Source organism: Sphaerotilus mobilis, from assembly GCF_004216565.1.
GTDB classification, from domain to species: domain Bacteria; phylum Pseudomonadota; class Gammaproteobacteria; order Burkholderiales; family Burkholderiaceae_C; genus Sphaerotilus; species Sphaerotilus mobilis.
In genome coordinates, this window is record NZ_SGWV01000015.1 from 1 (window position 1) to 17,332 (window position 17,332).

The following is a 17,332-nucleotide window of genomic DNA, read 5'->3' on the forward strand; positions in this document are numbered from 1 at the left end:
TGGTTAGCCCGCGAGCCAAATACAGCCAAGGTTTGCGCCTAACCCGGCATTCAAGCGGACTGCCTTCGGCAGCCGCTTATTTTTGACGTTAGGCCTCAGGAGGGCACATTGAGTTTCGATATAGTTGTTCTTCAACCAAACCCTGACATGGATCTTCTTCACAGCATCGAAGAAGTTCAGCAGGCTTTTCCTCTTGGCACGGCTGAGGATATTCAGAGGCAATGCAATCAGGTCATACCTGGCATCAAGTGGTCTTCAAACTCAGGCTTGTTCCAAGCTAAAGAAGGTTTTGCTATCGAGTTCTCGATACCTGATGAAACGCGCCCGTCTTCACTACATCTTTCACTTCACTTTGGTGCATCCTGGGAGGCTGGTGGCAGTGTCGAGTTCGATCGAATTATCCATAGGTTGTACGAGTCATATCGTTGGCAGTTTTTTGCCGTTTCGGATAACTCGTCTCTCTTGCTTGAGGAAGCGGAGTGAATCAATTTAAACGCACACAGCCTAGGCCTAACAAGTCATTCAACGGGACTGCGCTACGCGCAGCCCGTTAACTCCAGCGTTAGATTGCTATGACTCACGACCCACGAACAGGGCCTTTGCGGGAGTGGAACCGGCTTGCCAGGGAGAACACCGAGAACGCGATCGTCTCGTCAATGTTCGAAGCTGCAAGCAAGGCGTCGAAGCCACTGGAAGAATTTTCGACATGGCTGCTGGTCGGGACCGCAGCGGTTGCCTCATTTCTCATAGCTAACTCAGACAAGGTTCTTCCGCTACTCGGAACGAGAGGCTTTTCTTGGTGTGGCGCTCTGCTTTGCCTCTCGTGCTTGTTTGGCCTTCTCTCAAAGCTGATAGGTCTGCGGGCTTATATCGGGAAAGAGACGGGCGAGGCAGTTAGAAAGACTTTTGCAGAGCACCTTGCACGGTACGAGGTGGAGGAGGAAAAGATCCAGCAAGGGGCGATATTCTGGGGAATAGATCTTCAGACTGGCATCCGCATTGATCGCGTGCTTTCGGAGTTCTATAAGCCGCTGCCTTGGTGGGCTTCGTGGCTGGCAAAGCGCCAGTTGAGGAAACATGCGGGAAATCCGCAGGTCGGCCACCTCATCCTCATCAATAGCCTGAACTGGCAGGGGTACTTTGCGACAGGCCAAGCCCTCGCTTTTCTTGCGTTTCTTGTGGCTGGGTTCATTTATGTAGCAGCAATCTAACCATTCCATCGAGCGGATGTCTTGCCGGCTGCGCCGTCAAGCCACCGCTCATGTCAAACGTTAGGCGTCACGAAAATCAGCATGCACAAACGAGCACTTTTCATCCTAGCCATTGCCGCCCTGCTTTCCGGCTGTGCCACAACACCAGTACCAGTCAGCCAAGCCATCCCTGTAGATCAAGGTCGACTACTAGCATTCAAGGCTGCGCCGTCGACCGCGTATGGCACTTTGGTGGTCTTCCGCGATGTAGGGTTCATTGGCGGCGGCTGCTACTACGCTCTCTCAGTCAATGGAACGTTGGCTGTCCGGCTCGGCGTCGGAGAAGTTGCAACGCTCTATGTGCCAACCGGAGAGTTGCTGCTCCGTGCCAGCCGAGATCCGATGGGTGGCGGTCTTTGCGCGTTGGATCAAGATAATTGGACCCAGCGCGAGACAAACTTTCGACCAAACGAGGTAAAGAACTTTCGCTTGTCCATAGACGCGAATGGCAAGCTTGATGTTCAACGCAGTGAAGATAGCGGGAAGTGACGCCTAACCCTTTACAGGGACTTCCCCCGCCATCAACCAGTCTGCATTGGTTTTCTCTTTTCGATGTTGAGTTTCTTGAGCTGCCGACGAGCGCTGAAGCGGCTGAACAGAGAACAGACTGCCACTCTACAGACGGCCTTGTTGCAGCGGTGGCGCCCGGATGGCGGTCGAGTGCTGCGGGCCCAGATGCGAACCGCTCAGCGGGGCTCCATTCCTATCGCGTGGCTGTGGCCTTGCGGCCCCACCAGGGGTTAGTCGAGCTTGCCCGCTGCCGGTCTGACCTGTCAGTGCATCTTCATCATGTCGTCGTGCAAGGAAACTGGTTCACCCCATCGCAGCTGCAGTCGGGTCGGCGCCGTGGGACGGCTGTATCGCTCCGGCAGCCTTGGTGCTGACGTGGTGTCGGTCGAAGCGCTGCTCGCGCGTCATCACCGCCCACAGGATGCGCGCGTTCTTGTTGGCCAGCGCCACCACGGCCTTCTGCCAGCCCGAGCGCTCTTTCAGCGCCAACGCCCAGCGGCTGATCGGATCGGTGCGGGTGTGGGCGGTGTTGACCACCGATTTCGCGCCCTGGACCAGCAGGGTGCGCAGGTAGGCATCGCCACGTTTGGTGATGGTGCCAAGGTTGCTTTTGCCGCCGCTGGAACGCTGCCTGGGCACCAGACCCAGCCAGGCGCCGAACTGCGCGTCGCTGTCGAACTGCTTGAAATCGCCCACCGTGGCCACGGCCGCCGAGGCGGTGATGGGGCCAACGCCCATGAGGTCGGCGGCTCGCTGCACGTCGGCGCTGTCGGCCGCATGCGCGGCCAGACGTGCATCGCACCAGGCCAGGTGTTCGTCGAGTTCACGCCACTGCGCGTGTGCTCGCTGCAGCGTCATGCGCGCCAGGCCGTTGAGCTCGTTGCCGGCGTCCTCCAGGATGTCGTGCAGCGTCGTCTGCAACGCCCGCACGCCGGTGGCCACGGCGATGCCGAACTCCAGCAGCAGGCCACGGATGCGGTTGATGCACGCGGTGCGGTCGGCCTTCACGCCCTCGCGCAGGCGGTGCACGCACAGCAGGCTCTGCTGCTCGATGCTCTTGACCGGCACGAAGCGCATATGCGGCCGGCTGGCGGCTTCGCAAATCGCAGCGGCATCGTTGGCGTCGTTCTTCCCCACGTGCCCCTCGCTGCGGTACGGCGCGGCCAGGTGCGCCGAGACGATGCGCGCGTCCAGCCCCATGGCCAGCAGCTTGCGCGCCCAGTGGTGGGCGCTGGAACTGACTTCCATCACGACCATGCAGCCCGGCGGCAACTGCGTGCACCAGGGCAGGAACTTCTCGCGGCCCAACGACCGGTTCGTCAACACGCGACCGCCCGCATCCACGGCTTGCACCTGAATCACGCGCTTGGAAAGATCGACGCCCACACGCGCCGCAACACCTCGGGTAATCTTGTCCACGGGACTTCCCCTTTCAATGGCTGCAGATTGATGACTCGCACCGTCAATCTTGGCGCATCGACGCCGTTGCCCGAAGGTGGGAAGTCCCTTCACATTCCGCTCAAGCGGAGCGCCAACGGCAGGCCACCAGGCCCAAGCCGCAGGTACGGCGACCTCCAAATTGAAGTGCAACACCCCGAACAACTTCTATGATTTCGCACCTGTGGCCACTGGATAAGAAAACTGAGTCTGGAAGGACGAGTCCAAGGCAGCCTACTTGCTGAGCAGCGCTTGAGCCCACGTGCCATTGCGGCGCAACGGGTCTCAGCACAAGCAACTCCGTTCGTGAGTTCGCCCGCAATGCGGCACCGGATAGGCCGTACCGTGCGGCCCAGGCCCAGGCTGCGGCTGTTCAGCGCCGGGCAACGGCGCGTGCGAAGAGCCGAGAATTCGGCACTGCGTTGGACACGCCGTTGGTTCGGTGCGTGAGCTTTGAACTTCACTGGGCCCCCATTCCTTCCATCGAGCGGACCCGCACCGGCACAGCACTTGGCTCGCGATGAACTCACTCTCATTATTCGACGCGCTGGCCAAGTGCCATACCGGCGCTAGTCTCTCAGTACAATTTATAGCCAAATCGAGATCCGTTATGAAAATCCGCCGAGTTGCATCCAACACTCTTGGAAAGTCATTTCTGAAAATGGCAAGTCGCTTGGCGTGCTCAAAAGACATAGAGAATGCGATCAATAGCGCAACTCTGCCAGCCTCAACAAAAAATATCACATCATCTATCACAAACAGCTTGCGAAGTAGTCAAGGCTGGGATCGAAGAGAATTTAAGAATTTTTATTCCATCAAAAAAATGGCAGGCGCGGGGCGCCAAATTGGAATCGACGCACGTCATGCGATTGATGGCGCTTGTGTAGAGATAGAACTCTCAAACCAAACAACGTTCTCGCACGATTTGCTTAAGTTGGAAACCGCCCATCTTAACGGGCACTGTAAATTTGGCGTGGTGATAGTTCTCACCGACAAAACACGAGACGCAATTAGTGGGCATTGTGTGAGTTACCTCACATTCTCAAAAGCCCTTCACTGGCTCAGAATTTACTCGCACCTACGCGTGCCGATTGTCATCGTCGGCATCGGAAACTAGCCAATCCGATGAGAGGGACTACCCAAAAGCTGCGGTTGTGGATTCCGTTCGCGGCCTCGACGCTACTGCGCTCCCTAACGTCAAACGTTTGACCTCACAGGAACCACCATGTCACTCGCCTGTATCGTCCCTGACGCGGTCTGGCATGCGCAGCACCCCCTCAAGTTCGGCCCGATTTCGATAACGACGCGGATGACCATCATCCGGCTTCGAGATGGGTCTTTGTGGGTTCACTCGCCGATTCCTGTCGACGGCGAGTTAATGGGGCAGATACAAGACCTTGGGCATGTTCGATACGTCGTCGCGCCAAACAAGAGTCATCATCTGTTCTTTCGTGACTTCGTGAGTGCCTTTCCGTCCGCGCAAGGATTCATTGCTGTTGGCTTGGAGCTGAAGCGCCCCGAGCTCGCGAGATTTCCTCTGATACCGCAAGATGCGCCATGGCAGGCAGAGTTGGAGGGCTTCTTCATCGAAGGGCTGCCCATTTTGAATGAAACCGTCTGGTTCCACCGCGACACGGGAACCCTGGTCATCACCGATCTGCTGTTCTGTTTTTCTCGAGGAAATGGCGGACTGGCCTCTCTTGTATCCAAGCTCTTGGGTGTGCATGAAACGCTCGCCATGTCGAGAACGATGAAGCTAGCCACAAGAGACAAGCGCACAATTGGCAGATCGATACAGCCGCTGTTGTCATTGCCAATCAAACGGGTCATCGTCGCCCACGATCAGATCGTTGACGAATCGGCATCCGCCAGGCTGAATCAGGCCTTTGCGTGGTTGAAGTGAGGCCCGCACCATGGCCGGTTTGCGTCGGGTTCTCACAGGCTGTCCCGTCGTCACCTGGGCGTCTCCCGCACAGCGCGAACATTTAACATCCCCATCCACCCTTGCCACCCACGATCGGAACAATTCATGGCCGCCGGCACCTTGATCACCGTTCTTTCCAATATTCCCTGGGGAAAAGTGCTTGAAGCGGCACCGAAAGTGGCTGAGGGCGCCGCCAAACTCTGGAGCGCCGTCAGGGACCGCTCCGAGAGGGATTCCATCGAGGATCGCATTGAAGCTTCGGCCACACATCCCATCGGCACCGAAGCAGAGATATTGAAGCAGCGCGTGGCCGAACTGGAGCGCGACGTCAGATCCTTGCAGGAACAGATGCAGGCCGCGACTGAATTCATCAAGACACTTGCCGAGCAAAATACGCTGTTCGTTCAACGGGTTGAACTCAATCGAACGAGACTCTTCAGATTGGGCATGGCAACCATTGCAATTGGCACGGCCTTGTTGGGCGTGATCATCTATGCCATCGCATGAAACCCTCCCCGCCCCTCTCCCTCCCGGCCCAAGCCGCCGTCGCCGCCCTCGTGCTGCTGGGCCTGCTGGGTGGATCGCTGATCGTGGCCTACGCCGGTTTCGAGACGTCGCCGCGACGGGGTGGGCATTCGGTGTTTGTGCCGGCGCCGGAGGCTTATGTGCTTGCTGTGCTCATGTATGCGATGTCGCTGATCGGTGGGGTGGCGCTGTTGCGGGCGCGGCAGTGGGGTGTGGGTGCCTGTCTGGTGGGCGTGGCGGTTCAGGTGGTGGGGGCCTTGGCCTTGGTGGCTTGGCTGAGACCGACGCCATGACGAAGCGCCCCCGGGTCTTGCACACTCCCCAAAGCGCATCCGCAGTGCTCTGATCGGGCGATCTCATCCACCCAGGAGCCCCCTCCATGAACATCCACGGCCACTGCCACTGCGGCGCCATTCGCTTCACCGCCCTGATCGACCCGGCCAAGGTGTTTGCCTGCCATTGCACCGACTGCCAGATGATGTCGGGCGCGCCCTTCCGGGCGGTGGTGCCGGTGGCGGCTGGCGATTTCGAGTTGACGGGCACGCCCAAGGTCTATGTGAAGACCGCGCAGAGCGGCAACCGGCGCGCTCAGGGTTTTTGTGGCGATTGCGGGACGCCGATCTACGCGACCTCGGCCGAGAACCCGGCGTTCTACGGGCTGCGGCTGGGCTGCATCGACGAGCGGGCGCAGCTCGCGCCGAGCAAGCAGGTCTGGCTGCAGTCGGCGATGCCGTGGTTGCATGGCCTGGGCGACGTGCCGGGCACGGCCGGGCAGTGAGCGGGCGCCGATTCAGGAGTTGACAATGTCCGATGTGACCCCGCCAAAAGGCCCGGCCTCGTATTTTCCGTCGATCGAAAAGACGTATGGAAAACCGATTGCGCACTGGTTGCAGATCCTCGACGGCCTGGCGCACCTGAAACACATGGAGCAGGTCGCGCACCTCAAGGCCGAACACCAGATGGGCCACGGCCATGCAAATGCGCTGGTGGCGCATCACCGCGCCCGGTCGGGCGGATGAGCTGGGGCGCCACATCGTGTCCAAGCTTCTCGTCACCGAGATCAAGGCCTTTGTCCCGGCCCGAGACTTTGAGGTGTCCAAACAGTTTTACCGGGACCTTGGTTTCACGATGGCCTCGGAAGGTGGTGGCGTGGCCTATTTCCGGGTCGGCCATGCGAGTTTCCTGCTGCAGGATTTCTGCGCGGAGGCTCTGGCCGAGAACTTCATGATGCATTTGCTGGTCGAGGATGTGGACGCCTGGTGGCAGCAGGTCCAGAGCGCCGGCGTGGTCGACCGGTATGGGGTGACGTGTTCGGCCATCGAGACCCAGCCCTGGCGCATGCGGGATTTCTGTCTGAGTGACCCTTCTGGCGTGCTGTGGCGGATCGGCCAGAACACCGATTGAATCGGGGCCCCTGATGCTCCACCGGAAACAAGCGCCATGCCCCAGCACCTCAGCCTGATCTCCCTGCTGGTCCACGACCAGGATGACGCCTTGGCCTTCTACGTCGGGACGCTGGGTTTCACGCTGGTGGAGGACAGCCACCAGCCGGCGCAGAACAAGCGCTGGGTGGTGGTGTCGCCACCCGGCGCAGATGACCGGCGCGGCTGCCAGATCCTGCTGGCCCGCGCCAGCGACGAGGCGCAGCGTGCGCGGGTGGGCGACCAGACCGGCGGGCGGGTCTTCCTGTTCCTGCAGACGGACGACTTCTGGCGCGACTTCCATGCCTGGCGCGCGCGTGGCGTGGTCTTTGTGCGCGAACCGAAGGTCGAGCCCTATGGCACGGTGGCCGTGTTCGAGGACCTGAGCGGCAACCGCTGGGATCTGATCGGGCCGGCGGCACCACAGGCGTCGAGCAACAACCTGCCCGGCCTGCCACAGCTCGCGCACCCCCTTGTTTCTTTGCGGCCGCTGGCGGCCGCCGACCTCGAGCCTTGGTACGCCTACCTGCACCTGCCACAGGTCCATGAACACACCAGCTGGGACATTGCCGGACCGGACGCGTTGCGCTCGCATGTCGGCACGCGGCCGGGAGATGTGAACGCGACAAGCTGGCGGCTGGCGATCGCGTGGCGGGACGGCGGTGCGTTGGCCGGCACGGTCGGCCTGAACGAGGTGTCGCGCGTCCATCGCTCAGCCGAGATCGCCTACGACCTGGCGCCCGACGCCTGGGGACGCGGCATCGCCCGCGCGACCTGTACGGCAGTCGTCGCCTGGGCGCATGAACGGGCCGGCCTCGCTCGTATCCAGGCCACGGTGATGACGAGCAACCAGCGCTCGCTGCGCGTGCTCGAACACTGCGGCTTCCAACATGAAGGGCTGATGCGGGCCTACCGGCACTTCCGGGGACGCAGCGGCGACTTCCACCGGTTTGCACACGTCACACCGATGACGGCAGACTGAGCGTTTCAACGTGATCGCCGACTCGCCATGAACCTTCGCCGACACATGCCGACCGTCTACCGCGCGCTCGCGCTGCTCGCCTTCGTCGTGACCTGGACCTACAACGGCCGCTACATCCTGGGCGGTGGCGGACTCGGTCCCGCCGAGTTCTTCGGCGCGGCGTTTGCCAACGACCTGACGCAGGCGATCACGCTGGACGTCTACCTGGCCGCGCTGGTGTTCTCGATCTGGGTGGTGAGGGAGTCCCGACGGGGCGTCGCGGTGCGCTGGCCCTGGCTGCATGTCGCGATCTGCTTTGGCATCGGGCTGGCGATCGCCCTGCCGCTGTACCTGGCGGCGCGCGAGGACCTGCGGCGCGACATCTCACCCACCTCGGAGCTTTGAACCATGACCCCGATCACCGTCACCACCGTCGCCCACGCCCCGATCGCGGAGGTCTGGCGCGCCTACACCACGCCGGCCGACATCGTGGTGTGGAACACCGCCTCGCCGGACTGGCACACCACGCGCGCCGAGGTCGACCTGCGGGTCGGCGGCGCGTTTTCGTCGCGCATGGAAGCCAAGGACGGCAGCTTCGGCTTCGACTTCGCCGGCACCTACACGGCGGTCGTGCCTCATGCGCGCATCGCGTACGCCTTCGGTGATCGCACGGCGACGGTCGAGTTCGTCGACGGGGGCGATGCCGGCGTGACCGTGCGCGTCACCTTCGAGCCCGAGAACGAGTTCCCGGTCGAACAGCAGCAGCAGGGCTGGCAGGCGATCCTGGACAGCTTCGCGCGGCATGTGCAGGCGCGTGCATGACGGCGGTCGGGCACGACGACCCGACTGCGCTGCTGGACCTGCTGGCGCAGCGCTTCACGCAGCACCCGCACCGCCACCCCGGCATCGCCTGGTCCGAGGTGCGCCAGCGCCTGGATGCGCGGCCCGAGGCGATGGGCGTGCTGCTGGCAATGGAAAACAGCGGTGGCGAGCCGGACGTGATCGGTGTCGACGCGGCCAGCGCCACCGTCATCTTCTGCGACTGCGCGCCGGAAAGCCCGGCCGGTCGGCGCAGCCTGTGTTTCGACCGGGCGGCGCTGGAGGCGCGCAAGGAGAACAAGCCGGCCGGCAACGCGATGGATCGCGCGGCCGCGATCGGCATCGAGCTGCTGACCGAGGCGCAGTACCGCGCGCTGCAGGCGATCGAGCCCTTCGACCGCAAGACGTCGAGCTGGATCCAGACGCCCGAGGCGATCCGCCGACTCGGCGGGGCGTTGTTCTGCGATCGCCGCTACGACCAGGTCTTCACCTATCACAACGGGGCCGAGTCCTACTATGCGGCGCGCGGCTTCCGGGGCCGCCTGCGGGTCTGAACACGGATGCCCACGATGACGCGACTTGAACTCAAGATTCCCCCGCCGCTGGTCGGCGCACTGGTCGCCCTGGGCATGTGGGCGCTGTCGGCGCTTGGCCCGTCTTTGGGACTGTTGCCGGGCCTGCGCGTGGTCGTCGTGGCGCTGCTGGTGCTGGCGGGGCTGACCTTCGATGTGCTCGGGCTGCTGGCCTTCCTGGGCGCGCACACGACCATCAACCCGCTGCGGCCGGAACGCTCGAGCGCGCTGGTGACCGGTGGCATCTACCGCGTCACGCGCAACCCGATGTATGTCGGCATGGCCCTGTTGCTGACGGCCTGGGCGGTGCACCTGGGCGGCTTGTGGGCCTGGCTCGGGCCGGTCGCCTTCGTGCTCTACATCACCCGCTTCCAGATCCAGCCGGAGGAACGCATCCTCGACGGCCTGTTCGGCGACGAATACCGGGCCTGGTGCGCCCGGGTGCGGCGCTGGCTCTGAGCCGCCTTGGCGGCGCCGCACCGAAACCTGACATCACCATGAACATCACCCGCCCCCAGCTCGACGAGGCCGTCCGGCGCGGCCTGTTGCAGGACGGACAGGCCGATGCGCTGTGGCACTACCTGGACGCGGCATCGACCGAGACGGCGTCCTTGCGCACGACGCATGTCCTGTACTACCTCGGCGGCCTGATCGCGATCGGCTCGATGACGGTGTTCATGAACATGGGCTGGATGCTGTTTGGCGGCTGGGGCCTCGCCGGTTTGTCGCTGGCCTATGCGCTGGCCGGTCTGCTGGCGACCGAGCGGCTGCTGCACAGGATGAAGCTGCGCATCCCCGCCGGCATCGTTGCCACCTTCGTCGTGGCGCTGACGCCGTTGGGGGTCTACGGCCTGCAGATCGCCACCGGTACGCTGGCGCCCGAGCGCGCGTACGAGTCCTACCACCGCCTGATCGACTGGCGCTGGCTGTGGATGGAGCTGGCCACGCTGGTCGTCGCGGCCGTCATGCTGTGGCGCTATCGACTGCCTTTCCTGGTGATGCCGCTGGCGCTGACGCTGTGGTACCTGAGCATGGACATGGTGCCCTTCGTCTTCGACACGCCGGACACGGACTGGGCGATGCGCAAGTTCGTGTCGCTGTGGTTCGGGCTGCTGATGACGCTGCTGGCGCTGTGGGTCGACCTGCGCACGCGCACGGCCGACGACCCGGCCTTCTGGCTCTACCTGTTCGGCCTGCTGACCTTCTGGAGTGGCCTGTCGCTGCTGCGCACGGACAGCCAGCTCGACTGGTTCGGCTACCTCTGCATCAACGTGGCCCTCCTGGCGATTGGCACGCTGCTGGCGCGGCGGGCGTTCGTGGTGTTCGGCGGCCTGGGCGTCGCGGTCTACCTGTCCCAGCTGACCTATGAGGTCTTCCGCGAGAGCCTGCTGTTCCCCTTCGTGCTGACCGCGGTCGGCTTCGGCATCATCGGCCTGGGCATCGTCTGGCAACGCCAGCAAGCTCGGCTGGACGCCTGGCTGCGCCAGCACCTGCCGGCGACCTGGCAGGACTGGCTGGCGCAGCGGCGCTGAGCCCCGCGCAACCCCTTGAACGGATCCCCCACCATGCGACTGGCCATCCTGACCGGCGGCTCACGCGGCCTCGGACTTGCCCTGCATGAGCAGCTCACGCAAGCGGGCTGGCGGGTGCTGGAGTTCTCGCGCACGGCGCCACACCGGGATTCGGTCCGGCTGGACCTGGCAGATCCGACACAGATCGCATCGCTCGTCCGGCCGGCGCTGGCGAGGGTCGCGGCCGAGCTGACCGAGACCATCGAGGCGCTGGTCGCGATCAGCAACGCCGGCGTGCTGGACCCGATCGGTCCGGCTTCGCGCAAGGACCCGGCTGCCGTGCTGGCCAATCTGCAGGCCAACTTCACGTCGGCCATCCTGTTCCAGAGCGTCGTGGTGGCGCAGTTCCAGAACCTGGCTTGCCGCAAGGTGCTGGCCAACCTGTCCTCCGGCGCGGCGCTCAAGGGCTATGCCGGCTGGTCGCTCTACGGCGCCGCCAAGGCGGGGCTGGAGCACCACATCCGCGCCGTCGCCGTTGAACAGGCCAGCGAAGCGCATCCCTTCATCGCCCTGAACGTCGACCCGGGCGTGATGGACACGGCGATGCAGGCGCTGATCCGCGAGCAGGCGCCGGCCGATTTCCCGGACGTGGCGCGCTTCATCCGTCGGCAGGCCGATGGCGAGCTGCGGCCGCCGGGTGACGTCGCCGCGGCCATCCTGCGCCTCCTCGAACGGACCGACCTCGTCAGCGGCCAACGCTGCGTCGCGGCCGATTTCTGATGCTGCAGCGCATCCACCACGTCGCGCTGATCTGCGCCGACATCGAGGCGTCGAAGCGCTTCTACGTCGACATCCTGGGCCTCACCGTGGTCGCCGAAACCTGGCGAGCGGCGAGGCAGTCGTGGAAGGTCGACCTGGCGCTGCCCGACGGTGGCCAGCTGGAGCTGTTCACCTTCCCCGGCGCCCCGCCCCGGCCGTCCTGGCCCGAGGCCCGCGGCCTGCGCCACCTGGCCTTTGCGGTGGCCGATGTCGAGGCCTGCAAGGCCACGCTGGAAGCACGGGGCCTGGTGCTGGAAGCCGTCCGGCTGGACGAGCTGACCGGCCGCCGCTTCGTCTTCTTCGCCGACCCGGACGGGCTGCCGGTGGAGCTCTACGAGGCCTGAAGGCCCGCCGGGTCTCGGCGTCATCCGCCCAGCGTGTTCGCGGCCAGCCAGTCGGCCCAGTGGTCGACACAGGCGCGCACCTTCGGCAGGCGGTGGCGCTCGCGCAGCATCACCGCCAACACCGGCGTGGGCGCCGAGGTGAAGGCCTCCGGCAGCACCGGCTGCAGCGCCCCGCCGCGCAGCAGCGGCAGGGCCGCAAGATCGGTCAGGCGCGAGATGCCGACGCCCGCCAGCACCAGCGCCAGCAGCGCGGCCGAGCTGTCGACGCGGGTCAGGTGGCGATCCGGCTGGGCGGCGCACCAGACCTGCTCGCGGCCGTCGCGCTGGAAGGTCCAGTCGTTGAGCGCTGGCGCAGCGCTGCTGGTCACCAGGCGATGGCTGGCCAGCGCGTCGACGCTGGCCGGCATGCCGTGGCGGGCCAGGTAGCCGGGCGAGGCGTAGAGCCCGCGCCGCAGGCTGCCGATCGGCCGGGCGACCACCGTGTCGCTGGCTGGCGTGCCGGTGCGCAAGGCCACGTCGATGCCGTCGCGCACCATGTCGACCAGCCGGTCCTCGGCACCGATGTCCAGGCGCAGGGCGGGATGGCGGTCCAGCAGGGACGGCAGGCTGGGCGCGATCAGGCTCTGAGCCAGCACCGCGCTGACGCTGACCCGGACCCAGCCGCCGGGCGCGTCCAGCCGGCCGCTCAGGTCGGCCGCCAGTTCGGCCTGGACGTCCAGCAGGCGGCGCGCCTGGGCGAGGAAGGCATCGCCCTCGTCGGTCAGGCTCAGGCCATGGGTCGAGCGGCGCAGCAGCAGCACGCCGCAGGCGGCTTCCAGCCGGTCGACGCTGCGGCTGACCTGGCTGACCGGCACGTCGCGCTCGCGGGCAGCGGCCGACAGGGTGCCCAGGGCGCTCACGCGCACGAACAGGGCGACGTCGTCGAGTTGCAGGTTCATGGCGTGATGGTCGATCGCTCTTGCAGATTCCGCAAGACCGTTGCCTGCGCGGTGCGGTTTCCGAGCCCCGGCTTGCCGCCTAGAGTGAACAGCAACCCCACACAGGAGATCCCCCATGCCCATCCTCACCGTCCTGATCGGCGCCCTGCCCTCGCCCGCGTTGGCGCGCGACATCGCCGAAGACCTGCTGCAGGCCACCGAAGGCGTGCTGGACAAGCGCCGCGACCTGACCTCGATCGCGCTGCAGTTCGTGCCGCCCGCGCAATGGACCGTGGGCGGCGCGAGCCTGACAACGCTGGCCCGGCCGACCGCCTTCGTCGAGATCCGCATCACCGACGAGACCAACACCAAGGCCCAGAAGGCGCGCTACATCGCCGCCGTGCACGAGCTGCTGCGGGCCCGGCTGGGCGACCTGCACCCGGTCAGCTATGTGCAGATCCACGACGTGCGCGGCGCCGCCTGGGGCTGGGGCGGACGCACGCAGGACGCGCGCGCGCATCGGTCGGACGCCTGAGGTCCGAGGTCTGAGGTCTGAGGGCCACGGATCGTCCGTGCATGACTAGCATGGGCTCACCGCCACCGTGCACACGCAGGAGCCCCGTCATGGCCACCGTCTACTACACCGCTTGCAGCCTCGATGGCTTCCTCGCGACCGAGGATCACGGCCTGGAATGGCTGTTCCCGCTGGCCGACATCGGCGACACCAGCTTCCCCGGCTTCTTCGCCAGCGTCGGCGCCTTGGCCATGGGCGCGTCGACCTACGAATGGATGCTGCGGCACGTGGTGCGCACGCCCGACGATCCCGGTACGTCCTGGCCCTATGCACAGCCGGTCTGGGTCTTCAGCCACCGGTCCCTGCCGGTGATCGCCGGTGCCGATCTGCGCTTCGTGCAGGGCGATGTCCGGCCCGTGCATGCGGCGATGACGGCTGCGGCGGCGGGCAAGACCGTCTGGCTGGTGGGCGGCGGCGAGCTGGTCGGCCAGTTCCTGGACGCTGGCCTGGTGGACGAGCTGAAGGTGCAGGTCGGATCGGTCACGCTGGGCCGTGGCCAGCCGCTGCTGCCGCGTCGCTTCACGTCGCCACCGCTGCGCCTGCTGTCGGTCCAGCAGGTCGGCAGTGGCTTCGCCGAGCTGCACTACGCGGTGCCGCGACCCGCGGTCTGACAACGACGAGCAACGAGCAGGCCCGCTCAGGCCTTGCGGGCGACCCAGTAGGTGGCGCCCTCGGGGCCGTAACGCTCGCGGTGCGGCACGTCACGGGCGAGCTCGAAGCGATCGCCCGGGCCCAGGCGGCGCTCGGCGCCGTGCTGGCCGTCCCGGTCGACCGCCAGCCACAACTCGCCCTGCACGACGAGCGCCCGGGCGGCAAAGGGATGGGTGTGGGTGTCCAGCACGGTCAGCGGCGCCCACTGGCGTTCGATCACGGCGTCGGCACCGGCCGCCCGCTCGGCGGACTCGAATTCGGCAAAGGTCGTCATGGCGCTTCTCCAAGCCCGTCGAAGCCGCGGGCGTCAGCAAGGTCTGCACAGCTTAGGAGGTCCGGGCCACATCCGATGCCGGCGGGCCATGGGCCATGGCCCGGCTGACCGGAGCGCTGCGGTCAGAGTCCGCGCTGAGGCTCGTCCGGCTGGGCCTGCGGGGCCTTGCGGGCCAGCGCCATCCAGACGCCGAAGGGCAGGCCGCCGGGCAGGTCCAGCGGCCGGGTCGGAGCCAGTCGTTGCAGTTCCAGCACGACCGGCTCGCCGGCCGCCTCCGCGTGTTCGCGCGCGGTGCCACGCGCCAGCAGCACGCCACATTCGGCCGGCACGTCGTCGGCATCGCCGATGCCGTCGGCCAGCACGTAGTACAGCGCGCCCGCCACGGCCAGGTAGGCGGCGCGCTTGTCGGCCAGCCGGAGGTCGGCCAGCAGGTCGGCGCGGCTGACCTTGATCTCGTGGACCTGCGGCTGCAGCCAGCCCGGCGCGCTGGTCTGGCGGATGGAATAGACATCCGGCAGCACGATGGGCCAGCGTTGCGGCACGCGCGAGGCGCTTGCCGCAGGGTCGGCCAGACCGTCGATCAAGCCGTCGAGCAGATCACCAGCCTGGCTGTCGGGTGCTTCGGCGGACACGTCGGCCGACCCTGCCGGCAAGGGCGCGCGAACGCTCAGGGCACACCAGGCCAGCCGGCCTTCACGCGCCAGCGTCGCCGCTACCCGTGTGGCCAGGCCGTCGTGGGCGCTGCGGGCGCGGCGGTTCTGCTCGCTGGCGCGCACGAGTTCCTGCACGCCCGCGTCGCTCAGGTGCAGCGTCATGCGGCCCTGTTCGTCCAGCGTGCGCAGCAGCAGGCCGGCCGCCAGCAACTCGGCCTCGATCAGGTCATGGCAGGGCCAGCCAGCCGATTGCCACAAGGTGCGCAGCCGGCGGCGATGGGCCGAGCCGATCGGCAGGGCCGGCGGCGTGGACGGCGTGGGTGACGTGGGCATGGTTGGGTCGCAGCTGGAAAGGGCGTTCAGCACAGTGCTTGGGTTTATATCGGGACGCTCAGGCTAAGGCCTGCACTGGCTCGCCGGATGAGCCTGAGCGTTGAACCCCGCCACTGTCGGGCTCGACCGCGCCGCCGCAGCCATGCGCCCGGCAGCGCTGCGCCAGGCCGTTGACCATCGCGTCGATGAAGGCGCGGGTGCGGGCGGGCATCAGGCGCCGTTCGGGGAAGACCGCCCAGGCAGGCGACGGCTCGGTCTGCCAGCCCGGCAAGACCCGCACCAGCCGGCCATTGGCGACCGCGTCGGCGGCATAGAGGTCGGGCAAGGCGGTGATGCCCAGCCCCGCCATCGCCAGCTGGGCCAGCAGATGCGGCGAGTTGGCCGCGGCATGCACACGCGGGCGACCGGTCCAGGTCAGGCCCGCAGCCGGCCCGGTCAAGGTCCAGGCACGCGGCTCGGCGCCTTCGCGCGACAGCACCAGGCCATCGAGCTGGGTCAGCTGCGCCGGCTCGACCACCGGTTCGCGTCGGTCGACCCAGGACGGCGCCGCGTACAGCGCGCCGGTGAAGTCGACCAGCCGACGCGCCGACAGGCTGCTGTCGGCCGGCAGCTCACCGGCGCGAATGGCGACGTCGACGTTCTCGGCGATCAGGTCGACGCGGCGTGGCGAGAGATCCAGCTCCAGCGTGATCTGGGGGTGCCGCACCAGGAAGTCGGCCACGATGTCGGCCAGCAGAAAGGTCGCCAGATCGCCCGCCATCGACACCCGCAGCCGACCCGACGGAACGACCTGCCGATGCGCGGCCAGCGCCTGCGCCGCCTCGACCTCGGCCACCACCTGGCGCGCATGTTCGAGCACGCCCTGGCCGAACTCGGTCAGGCTGAGCCGGCGGGTGCTGCGCTGGAGCAGGCGCTCGCCCAGCTGCTGTTCCAGCCCGGACAGGCGGCGCGAGACGGTCGACTTGGGCCAGTCCAGCCGCGCGGCTGCGGCACTCAGGCTGCCGGCCTCGACCACGCGGGCGAACAGCAGCAGGTCATCGGCGTCGATCGTCATGGGCAGTCCTTCGTGTCCGGGCACGGATCATCGTTCCACTGGCGGATCAATCATATCCATGAACGTGGCTTCTGTTGCTGGAGAAGCATCGATAGAGTGACACCCATCGCATCCACTTCCCTGAGGAACACCGCCATGAACATCCTGCAAGTCAACACCAGCGCCCGCACCGCCACCGCCGACGCGGGTTCCCTGTCCAGCCGCCTGGCCGCCGAACTGGTCGGGCGCCTGCAAGCCCGCCAGCCCGCCGCCCGCGTGGTCGTTCGCGACCTGGCCCGCGACCCGCATCCGGTGCTCGACGAGGCCGCCCTGCAGGCCCTCTTCACGCCGGCCGAGCAGCGCAGCCCGGCGGCCGCCGCCCGGGTGGCGCAAGACGATGTGCTGATCGCCGAGGTCCAGGCCGCCGATGTGCTCGTGATCGCCTCGCCGATGTTCAACTTCGGCGTCACCGCGCAGCTCAAGAACTGGATCGACGCGATCGCCCGGGCCCGCGTGACCTTCCAGTACACCGCCACCGGCCCGGTGGGCCTGCTGACGGGCAAGAAGGTCTATGTCGTCGCCACGCGCGGCGGCATCCATCGCGACCTGCCCAGCGACACGCAGGTGCCCTACATCCGCCAGGTGCTGGGTTTCCTCGGCATGACCGACGTCGAGGTGATCTACGCCGAGGCGCAGGGCATGGGCCCGGATGCCAGCGAACGTGGCATCGCCGAAGCCCGCGCCCAGATCGACGCGCTGCTGGGCGCGACCGCCGCGGTTTGAACGACACTGCCCGCCTTGCCG

Annotated in this window: 26 protein-coding genes; 21 read left to right on the top strand and 5 right to left on the bottom strand. The window is 66.0% G+C overall.

Features of this window, described 5'->3' with window-relative positions:
* Window positions 1-147 precede the first annotated feature (147 nt).
* From EV685_RS20090 to EV685_RS20100, 3 genes are all read left to right on the top strand, one after another.
* The gene (locus EV685_RS20090; protein WP_130483863.1) at window positions 148-483 is read left to right on the top strand and encodes a hypothetical protein; all 336 of its coding nucleotides are present in this window, start codon (window positions 148-150) and stop codon (window positions 481-483) included.
* A gap of 89 nt (window positions 484-572) precedes the next feature.
* The gene (locus EV685_RS20095) at window positions 573-1,211 is read left to right on the top strand and encodes a hypothetical protein (RefSeq protein WP_130483864.1); all 639 of its coding nucleotides are present in this window, start codon (window positions 573-575) and stop codon (window positions 1,209-1,211) included.
* Window positions 1,212-1,292: 81 nt separating this feature from the next.
* Window positions 1,293-1,739 (top strand): hypothetical protein, encoded by a 447-nt coding sequence (locus EV685_RS20100; protein ID WP_130483865.1) that lies wholly within the window; start codon window positions 1,293-1,295, stop codon window positions 1,737-1,739.
* 324 nt (window positions 1,740-2,063) lie between these two features.
* Here the strand turns inward: EV685_RS20100 and EV685_RS20105 are convergent, their stop codons facing one another.
* Entirely contained in the window at window positions 2,064-3,179 is a 1,116-nt protein-coding gene (locus EV685_RS20105; RefSeq protein ID WP_130483936.1) for an IS110 family RNA-guided transposase, read from the bottom strand.
* A gap of 628 nt (window positions 3,180-3,807) precedes the next feature.
* On the opposite strand from EV685_RS20105, the gene EV685_RS20110 reads away from it, so the two are divergent.
* From EV685_RS20110 to gloA2, 15 genes are all read left to right on the top strand, one after another.
* Window positions 3,808-4,314 (top strand): BglII/BstYI family type II restriction endonuclease, encoded by a 507-nt coding sequence (locus tag EV685_RS20110; protein ID WP_165396877.1) that lies wholly within the window; start codon window positions 3,808-3,810, stop codon window positions 4,312-4,314.
* A 108-nt stretch (window positions 4,315-4,422) separates the two neighbouring features.
* The gene (locus EV685_RS20115) at window positions 4,423-5,100 is read left to right on the top strand and encodes a DUF4336 domain-containing protein (protein ID WP_130483867.1); all 678 of its coding nucleotides are present in this window, start codon (window positions 4,423-4,425) and stop codon (window positions 5,098-5,100) included.
* Between the two features lie 126 nt (window positions 5,101-5,226).
* The gene (locus EV685_RS20120; protein ID WP_130483868.1) at window positions 5,227-5,628 is read left to right on the top strand and encodes a hypothetical protein; all 402 of its coding nucleotides are present in this window, start codon (window positions 5,227-5,229) and stop codon (window positions 5,626-5,628) included.
* On the top strand, window positions 5,625-5,939 hold the full coding sequence (locus tag EV685_RS20125) for a hypothetical protein (protein WP_130483869.1): 315 nt from the start codon (window positions 5,625-5,627) through the stop codon (window positions 5,937-5,939). Before EV685_RS20120 ends, EV685_RS20125 begins: the two co-directional genes overlap by 4 nt.
* 86 nt (window positions 5,940-6,025) lie before the next feature.
* Window positions 6,026-6,424, top strand: a complete 399-nt coding sequence (locus EV685_RS20130) for a GFA family protein (RefSeq protein WP_130483870.1) — start codon at window positions 6,026-6,028, stop codon at window positions 6,422-6,424.
* A gap of 25 nt (window positions 6,425-6,449) precedes the next feature.
* The gene (locus EV685_RS20135) at window positions 6,450-6,665 is read left to right on the top strand and encodes a DUF4287 domain-containing protein (RefSeq protein WP_130483871.1); all 216 of its coding nucleotides are present in this window, start codon (window positions 6,450-6,452) and stop codon (window positions 6,663-6,665) included.
* A complete protein-coding gene (locus EV685_RS20140; protein ID WP_242615702.1) occupies window positions 6,619-7,050 on the top strand; it encodes a VOC family protein in 432 nt (143 codons plus the stop codon). The genes EV685_RS20135 and EV685_RS20140 overlap by 47 nt, the downstream gene beginning before the upstream one ends.
* A 36-nt stretch (window positions 7,051-7,086) precedes the next feature.
* On the top strand, window positions 7,087-8,049 hold the full coding sequence (locus tag EV685_RS21285) for a GNAT family N-acetyltransferase (RefSeq protein ID WP_338054475.1): 963 nt from the start codon (window positions 7,087-7,089) through the stop codon (window positions 8,047-8,049).
* A 27-nt stretch (window positions 8,050-8,076) separates the two neighbouring features.
* A complete protein-coding gene (locus tag EV685_RS20155) occupies window positions 8,077-8,433 on the top strand; it encodes a DUF2834 domain-containing protein (protein WP_130483872.1) in 357 nt (118 codons plus the stop codon).
* A gap of 3 nt (window positions 8,434-8,436) precedes the next feature.
* Entirely contained in the window at window positions 8,437-8,850 is a 414-nt protein-coding gene (locus EV685_RS20160) for an SRPBCC family protein (protein ID WP_130483873.1), read from the top strand.
* Window positions 8,847-9,401: a DUF4256 domain-containing protein gene (locus EV685_RS20165; RefSeq protein WP_130483874.1), complete on the top strand. Its 555-nt coding sequence runs from the start codon at window positions 8,847-8,849 to the stop codon at window positions 9,399-9,401. The genes EV685_RS20160 and EV685_RS20165 overlap by 4 nt, the downstream gene beginning before the upstream one ends.
* A 15-nt stretch (window positions 9,402-9,416) precedes the next feature.
* Window positions 9,417-9,878: a methyltransferase family protein gene (locus tag EV685_RS20170; RefSeq protein WP_130483875.1), complete on the top strand. Its 462-nt coding sequence runs from the start codon at window positions 9,417-9,419 to the stop codon at window positions 9,876-9,878.
* Window positions 9,879-9,916: 38 nt separating this feature from the next.
* Entirely contained in the window at window positions 9,917-10,951 is a 1,035-nt protein-coding gene (locus EV685_RS20175) for a DUF2157 domain-containing protein (protein ID WP_130483876.1), read from the top strand.
* Window positions 10,952-10,984: 33 nt separating this feature from the next.
* Window positions 10,985-11,710: an SDR family NAD(P)-dependent oxidoreductase gene (locus EV685_RS20180; protein WP_130483877.1), complete on the top strand. Its 726-nt coding sequence runs from the start codon at window positions 10,985-10,987 to the stop codon at window positions 11,708-11,710.
* Window positions 11,710-12,093: an SMU1112c/YaeR family gloxylase I-like metalloprotein gene (gloA2, locus tag EV685_RS20185; protein ID WP_130483878.1), complete on the top strand. Its 384-nt coding sequence runs from the start codon at window positions 11,710-11,712 to the stop codon at window positions 12,091-12,093. Before EV685_RS20180 ends, gloA2 begins: the two co-directional genes overlap by 1 nt.
* A gap of 20 nt (window positions 12,094-12,113) precedes the next feature.
* On the opposite strand, the gene EV685_RS20190 is transcribed toward gloA2, so the two are convergent.
* Entirely contained in the window at window positions 12,114-13,031 is a 918-nt protein-coding gene (locus EV685_RS20190; protein WP_130483879.1) for a LysR family transcriptional regulator, read from the bottom strand.
* Between the two features lie 115 nt (window positions 13,032-13,146).
* Between EV685_RS20190 and EV685_RS20195 the strand changes: the two genes are divergently transcribed.
* Both EV685_RS20195 and EV685_RS20200 read left to right on the top strand, forming a co-directional pair.
* Window positions 13,147-13,545: a tautomerase family protein gene (locus EV685_RS20195; RefSeq protein ID WP_130483880.1), complete on the top strand. Its 399-nt coding sequence runs from the start codon at window positions 13,147-13,149 to the stop codon at window positions 13,543-13,545.
* Between the two features lie 89 nt (window positions 13,546-13,634).
* Window positions 13,635-14,195: a dihydrofolate reductase family protein gene (locus EV685_RS20200; protein WP_130483881.1), complete on the top strand. Its 561-nt coding sequence runs from the start codon at window positions 13,635-13,637 to the stop codon at window positions 14,193-14,195.
* 26 nt (window positions 14,196-14,221) lie between these two features.
* Here EV685_RS20200 and EV685_RS20205 read toward each other — a convergent pair whose 3' ends face one another.
* The 3 genes from EV685_RS20205 to EV685_RS20215 all read right to left on the bottom strand — a co-directional run bounded on the left by EV685_RS20205 (window position 14,222) and on the right by EV685_RS20215 (window position 16,549).
* Entirely contained in the window at window positions 14,222-14,509 is a 288-nt protein-coding gene (locus EV685_RS20205; protein ID WP_130483882.1) for a cupin domain-containing protein, read from the bottom strand.
* A gap of 122 nt (window positions 14,510-14,631) precedes the next feature.
* The gene (locus EV685_RS20210) at window positions 14,632-15,495 is read right to left on the bottom strand and encodes a hypothetical protein (protein WP_242615703.1); all 864 of its coding nucleotides are present in this window, start codon (window positions 15,493-15,495) and stop codon (window positions 14,632-14,634) included.
* Between the two features lie 58 nt (window positions 15,496-15,553).
* Window positions 15,554-16,549, bottom strand: coding sequence for a LysR family transcriptional regulator (locus EV685_RS20215; protein ID WP_130483883.1), 996 nt, complete (start codon window positions 16,547-16,549; stop codon window positions 15,554-15,556).
* A gap of 135 nt (window positions 16,550-16,684) precedes the next feature.
* On the opposite strand from EV685_RS20215, the gene EV685_RS20220 reads away from it, so the two are divergent.
* Window positions 16,685-17,311 (top strand): FMN-dependent NADH-azoreductase, encoded by a 627-nt coding sequence (locus tag EV685_RS20220; protein WP_130483884.1) that lies wholly within the window; start codon window positions 16,685-16,687, stop codon window positions 17,309-17,311.
* Window positions 17,312-17,332: the final 21 nt, after the last annotated feature.

What these genes read in the sequence shown, in the direction of transcription:
- EV685_RS20200 (WP_130483881.1), top strand. Translation starts at nt 13,635, where the DNA reads ATGGCCACCGTCTACTACACCGCTTGCAGCCTCGATGGCTTCCTCGCG.
- EV685_RS20210 (WP_242615703.1), bottom strand. Translation starts at nt 15,495, where the DNA reads ATGCCCACGTCACCCACGCCGTCCACGCCGCCGGCCCTGCCGATCGGC.
- EV685_RS20135 (WP_130483871.1), top strand. Translation starts at nt 6,450, where the DNA reads ATGTCCGATGTGACCCCGCCAAAAGGCCCGGCCTCGTATTTTCCGTCG.
- EV685_RS20165 (WP_130483874.1), top strand. Translation starts at nt 8,847, where the DNA reads ATGACGGCGGTCGGGCACGACGACCCGACTGCGCTGCTGGACCTGCTG.
- EV685_RS20195 (WP_130483880.1), top strand. Translation starts at nt 13,147, where the DNA reads ATGCCCATCCTCACCGTCCTGATCGGCGCCCTGCCCTCGCCCGCGTTG.
- EV685_RS20205 (WP_130483882.1), bottom strand. Translation starts at nt 14,509, where the DNA reads ATGACGACCTTTGCCGAATTCGAGTCCGCCGAGCGGGCGGCCGGTGCC.
- EV685_RS21285 (WP_338054475.1), top strand. Translation starts at nt 7,087, where the DNA reads ATGCCCCAGCACCTCAGCCTGATCTCCCTGCTGGTCCACGACCAGGAT.
- EV685_RS20220 (WP_130483884.1), top strand. Translation starts at nt 16,685, where the DNA reads ATGAACATCCTGCAAGTCAACACCAGCGCCCGCACCGCCACCGCCGAC.
- EV685_RS20125 (WP_130483869.1), top strand. Translation starts at nt 5,625, where the DNA reads ATGAAACCCTCCCCGCCCCTCTCCCTCCCGGCCCAAGCCGCCGTCGCC.
- EV685_RS20215 (WP_130483883.1), bottom strand. Translation starts at nt 16,549, where the DNA reads ATGACGATCGACGCCGATGACCTGCTGCTGTTCGCCCGCGTGGTCGAG.
- EV685_RS20095 (WP_130483864.1), top strand. Translation starts at nt 573, where the DNA reads ATGACTCACGACCCACGAACAGGGCCTTTGCGGGAGTGGAACCGGCTT.
- EV685_RS20115 (WP_130483867.1), top strand. Translation starts at nt 4,423, where the DNA reads ATGTCACTCGCCTGTATCGTCCCTGACGCGGTCTGGCATGCGCAGCAC.
- EV685_RS20155 (WP_130483872.1), top strand. Translation starts at nt 8,077, where the DNA reads ATGAACCTTCGCCGACACATGCCGACCGTCTACCGCGCGCTCGCGCTG.
- EV685_RS20090 (WP_130483863.1), top strand. Translation starts at nt 148, where the DNA reads ATGGATCTTCTTCACAGCATCGAAGAAGTTCAGCAGGCTTTTCCTCTT.
- EV685_RS20130 (WP_130483870.1), top strand. Translation starts at nt 6,026, where the DNA reads ATGAACATCCACGGCCACTGCCACTGCGGCGCCATTCGCTTCACCGCC.
- EV685_RS20160 (WP_130483873.1), top strand. Translation starts at nt 8,437, where the DNA reads ATGACCCCGATCACCGTCACCACCGTCGCCCACGCCCCGATCGCGGAG.
- EV685_RS20175 (WP_130483876.1), top strand. Translation starts at nt 9,917, where the DNA reads ATGAACATCACCCGCCCCCAGCTCGACGAGGCCGTCCGGCGCGGCCTG.
- EV685_RS20180 (WP_130483877.1), top strand. Translation starts at nt 10,985, where the DNA reads ATGCGACTGGCCATCCTGACCGGCGGCTCACGCGGCCTCGGACTTGCC.
- gloA2 (WP_130483878.1), top strand. Translation starts at nt 11,710, where the DNA reads ATGCTGCAGCGCATCCACCACGTCGCGCTGATCTGCGCCGACATCGAG.
- EV685_RS20190 (WP_130483879.1), bottom strand. Translation starts at nt 13,031, where the DNA reads ATGAACCTGCAACTCGACGACGTCGCCCTGTTCGTGCGCGTGAGCGCC.
- EV685_RS20140 (WP_242615702.1), top strand. Translation starts at nt 6,619, where the DNA reads ATGCAAATGCGCTGGTGGCGCATCACCGCGCCCGGTCGGGCGGATGAG.
- EV685_RS20100 (WP_130483865.1), top strand. Translation starts at nt 1,293, where the DNA reads ATGCACAAACGAGCACTTTTCATCCTAGCCATTGCCGCCCTGCTTTCC.
- EV685_RS20120 (WP_130483868.1), top strand. Translation starts at nt 5,227, where the DNA reads ATGGCCGCCGGCACCTTGATCACCGTTCTTTCCAATATTCCCTGGGGA.
- EV685_RS20110 (WP_165396877.1), top strand. Translation starts at nt 3,808, where the DNA reads ATGAAAATCCGCCGAGTTGCATCCAACACTCTTGGAAAGTCATTTCTG.
- EV685_RS20170 (WP_130483875.1), top strand. Translation starts at nt 9,417, where the DNA reads ATGACGCGACTTGAACTCAAGATTCCCCCGCCGCTGGTCGGCGCACTG.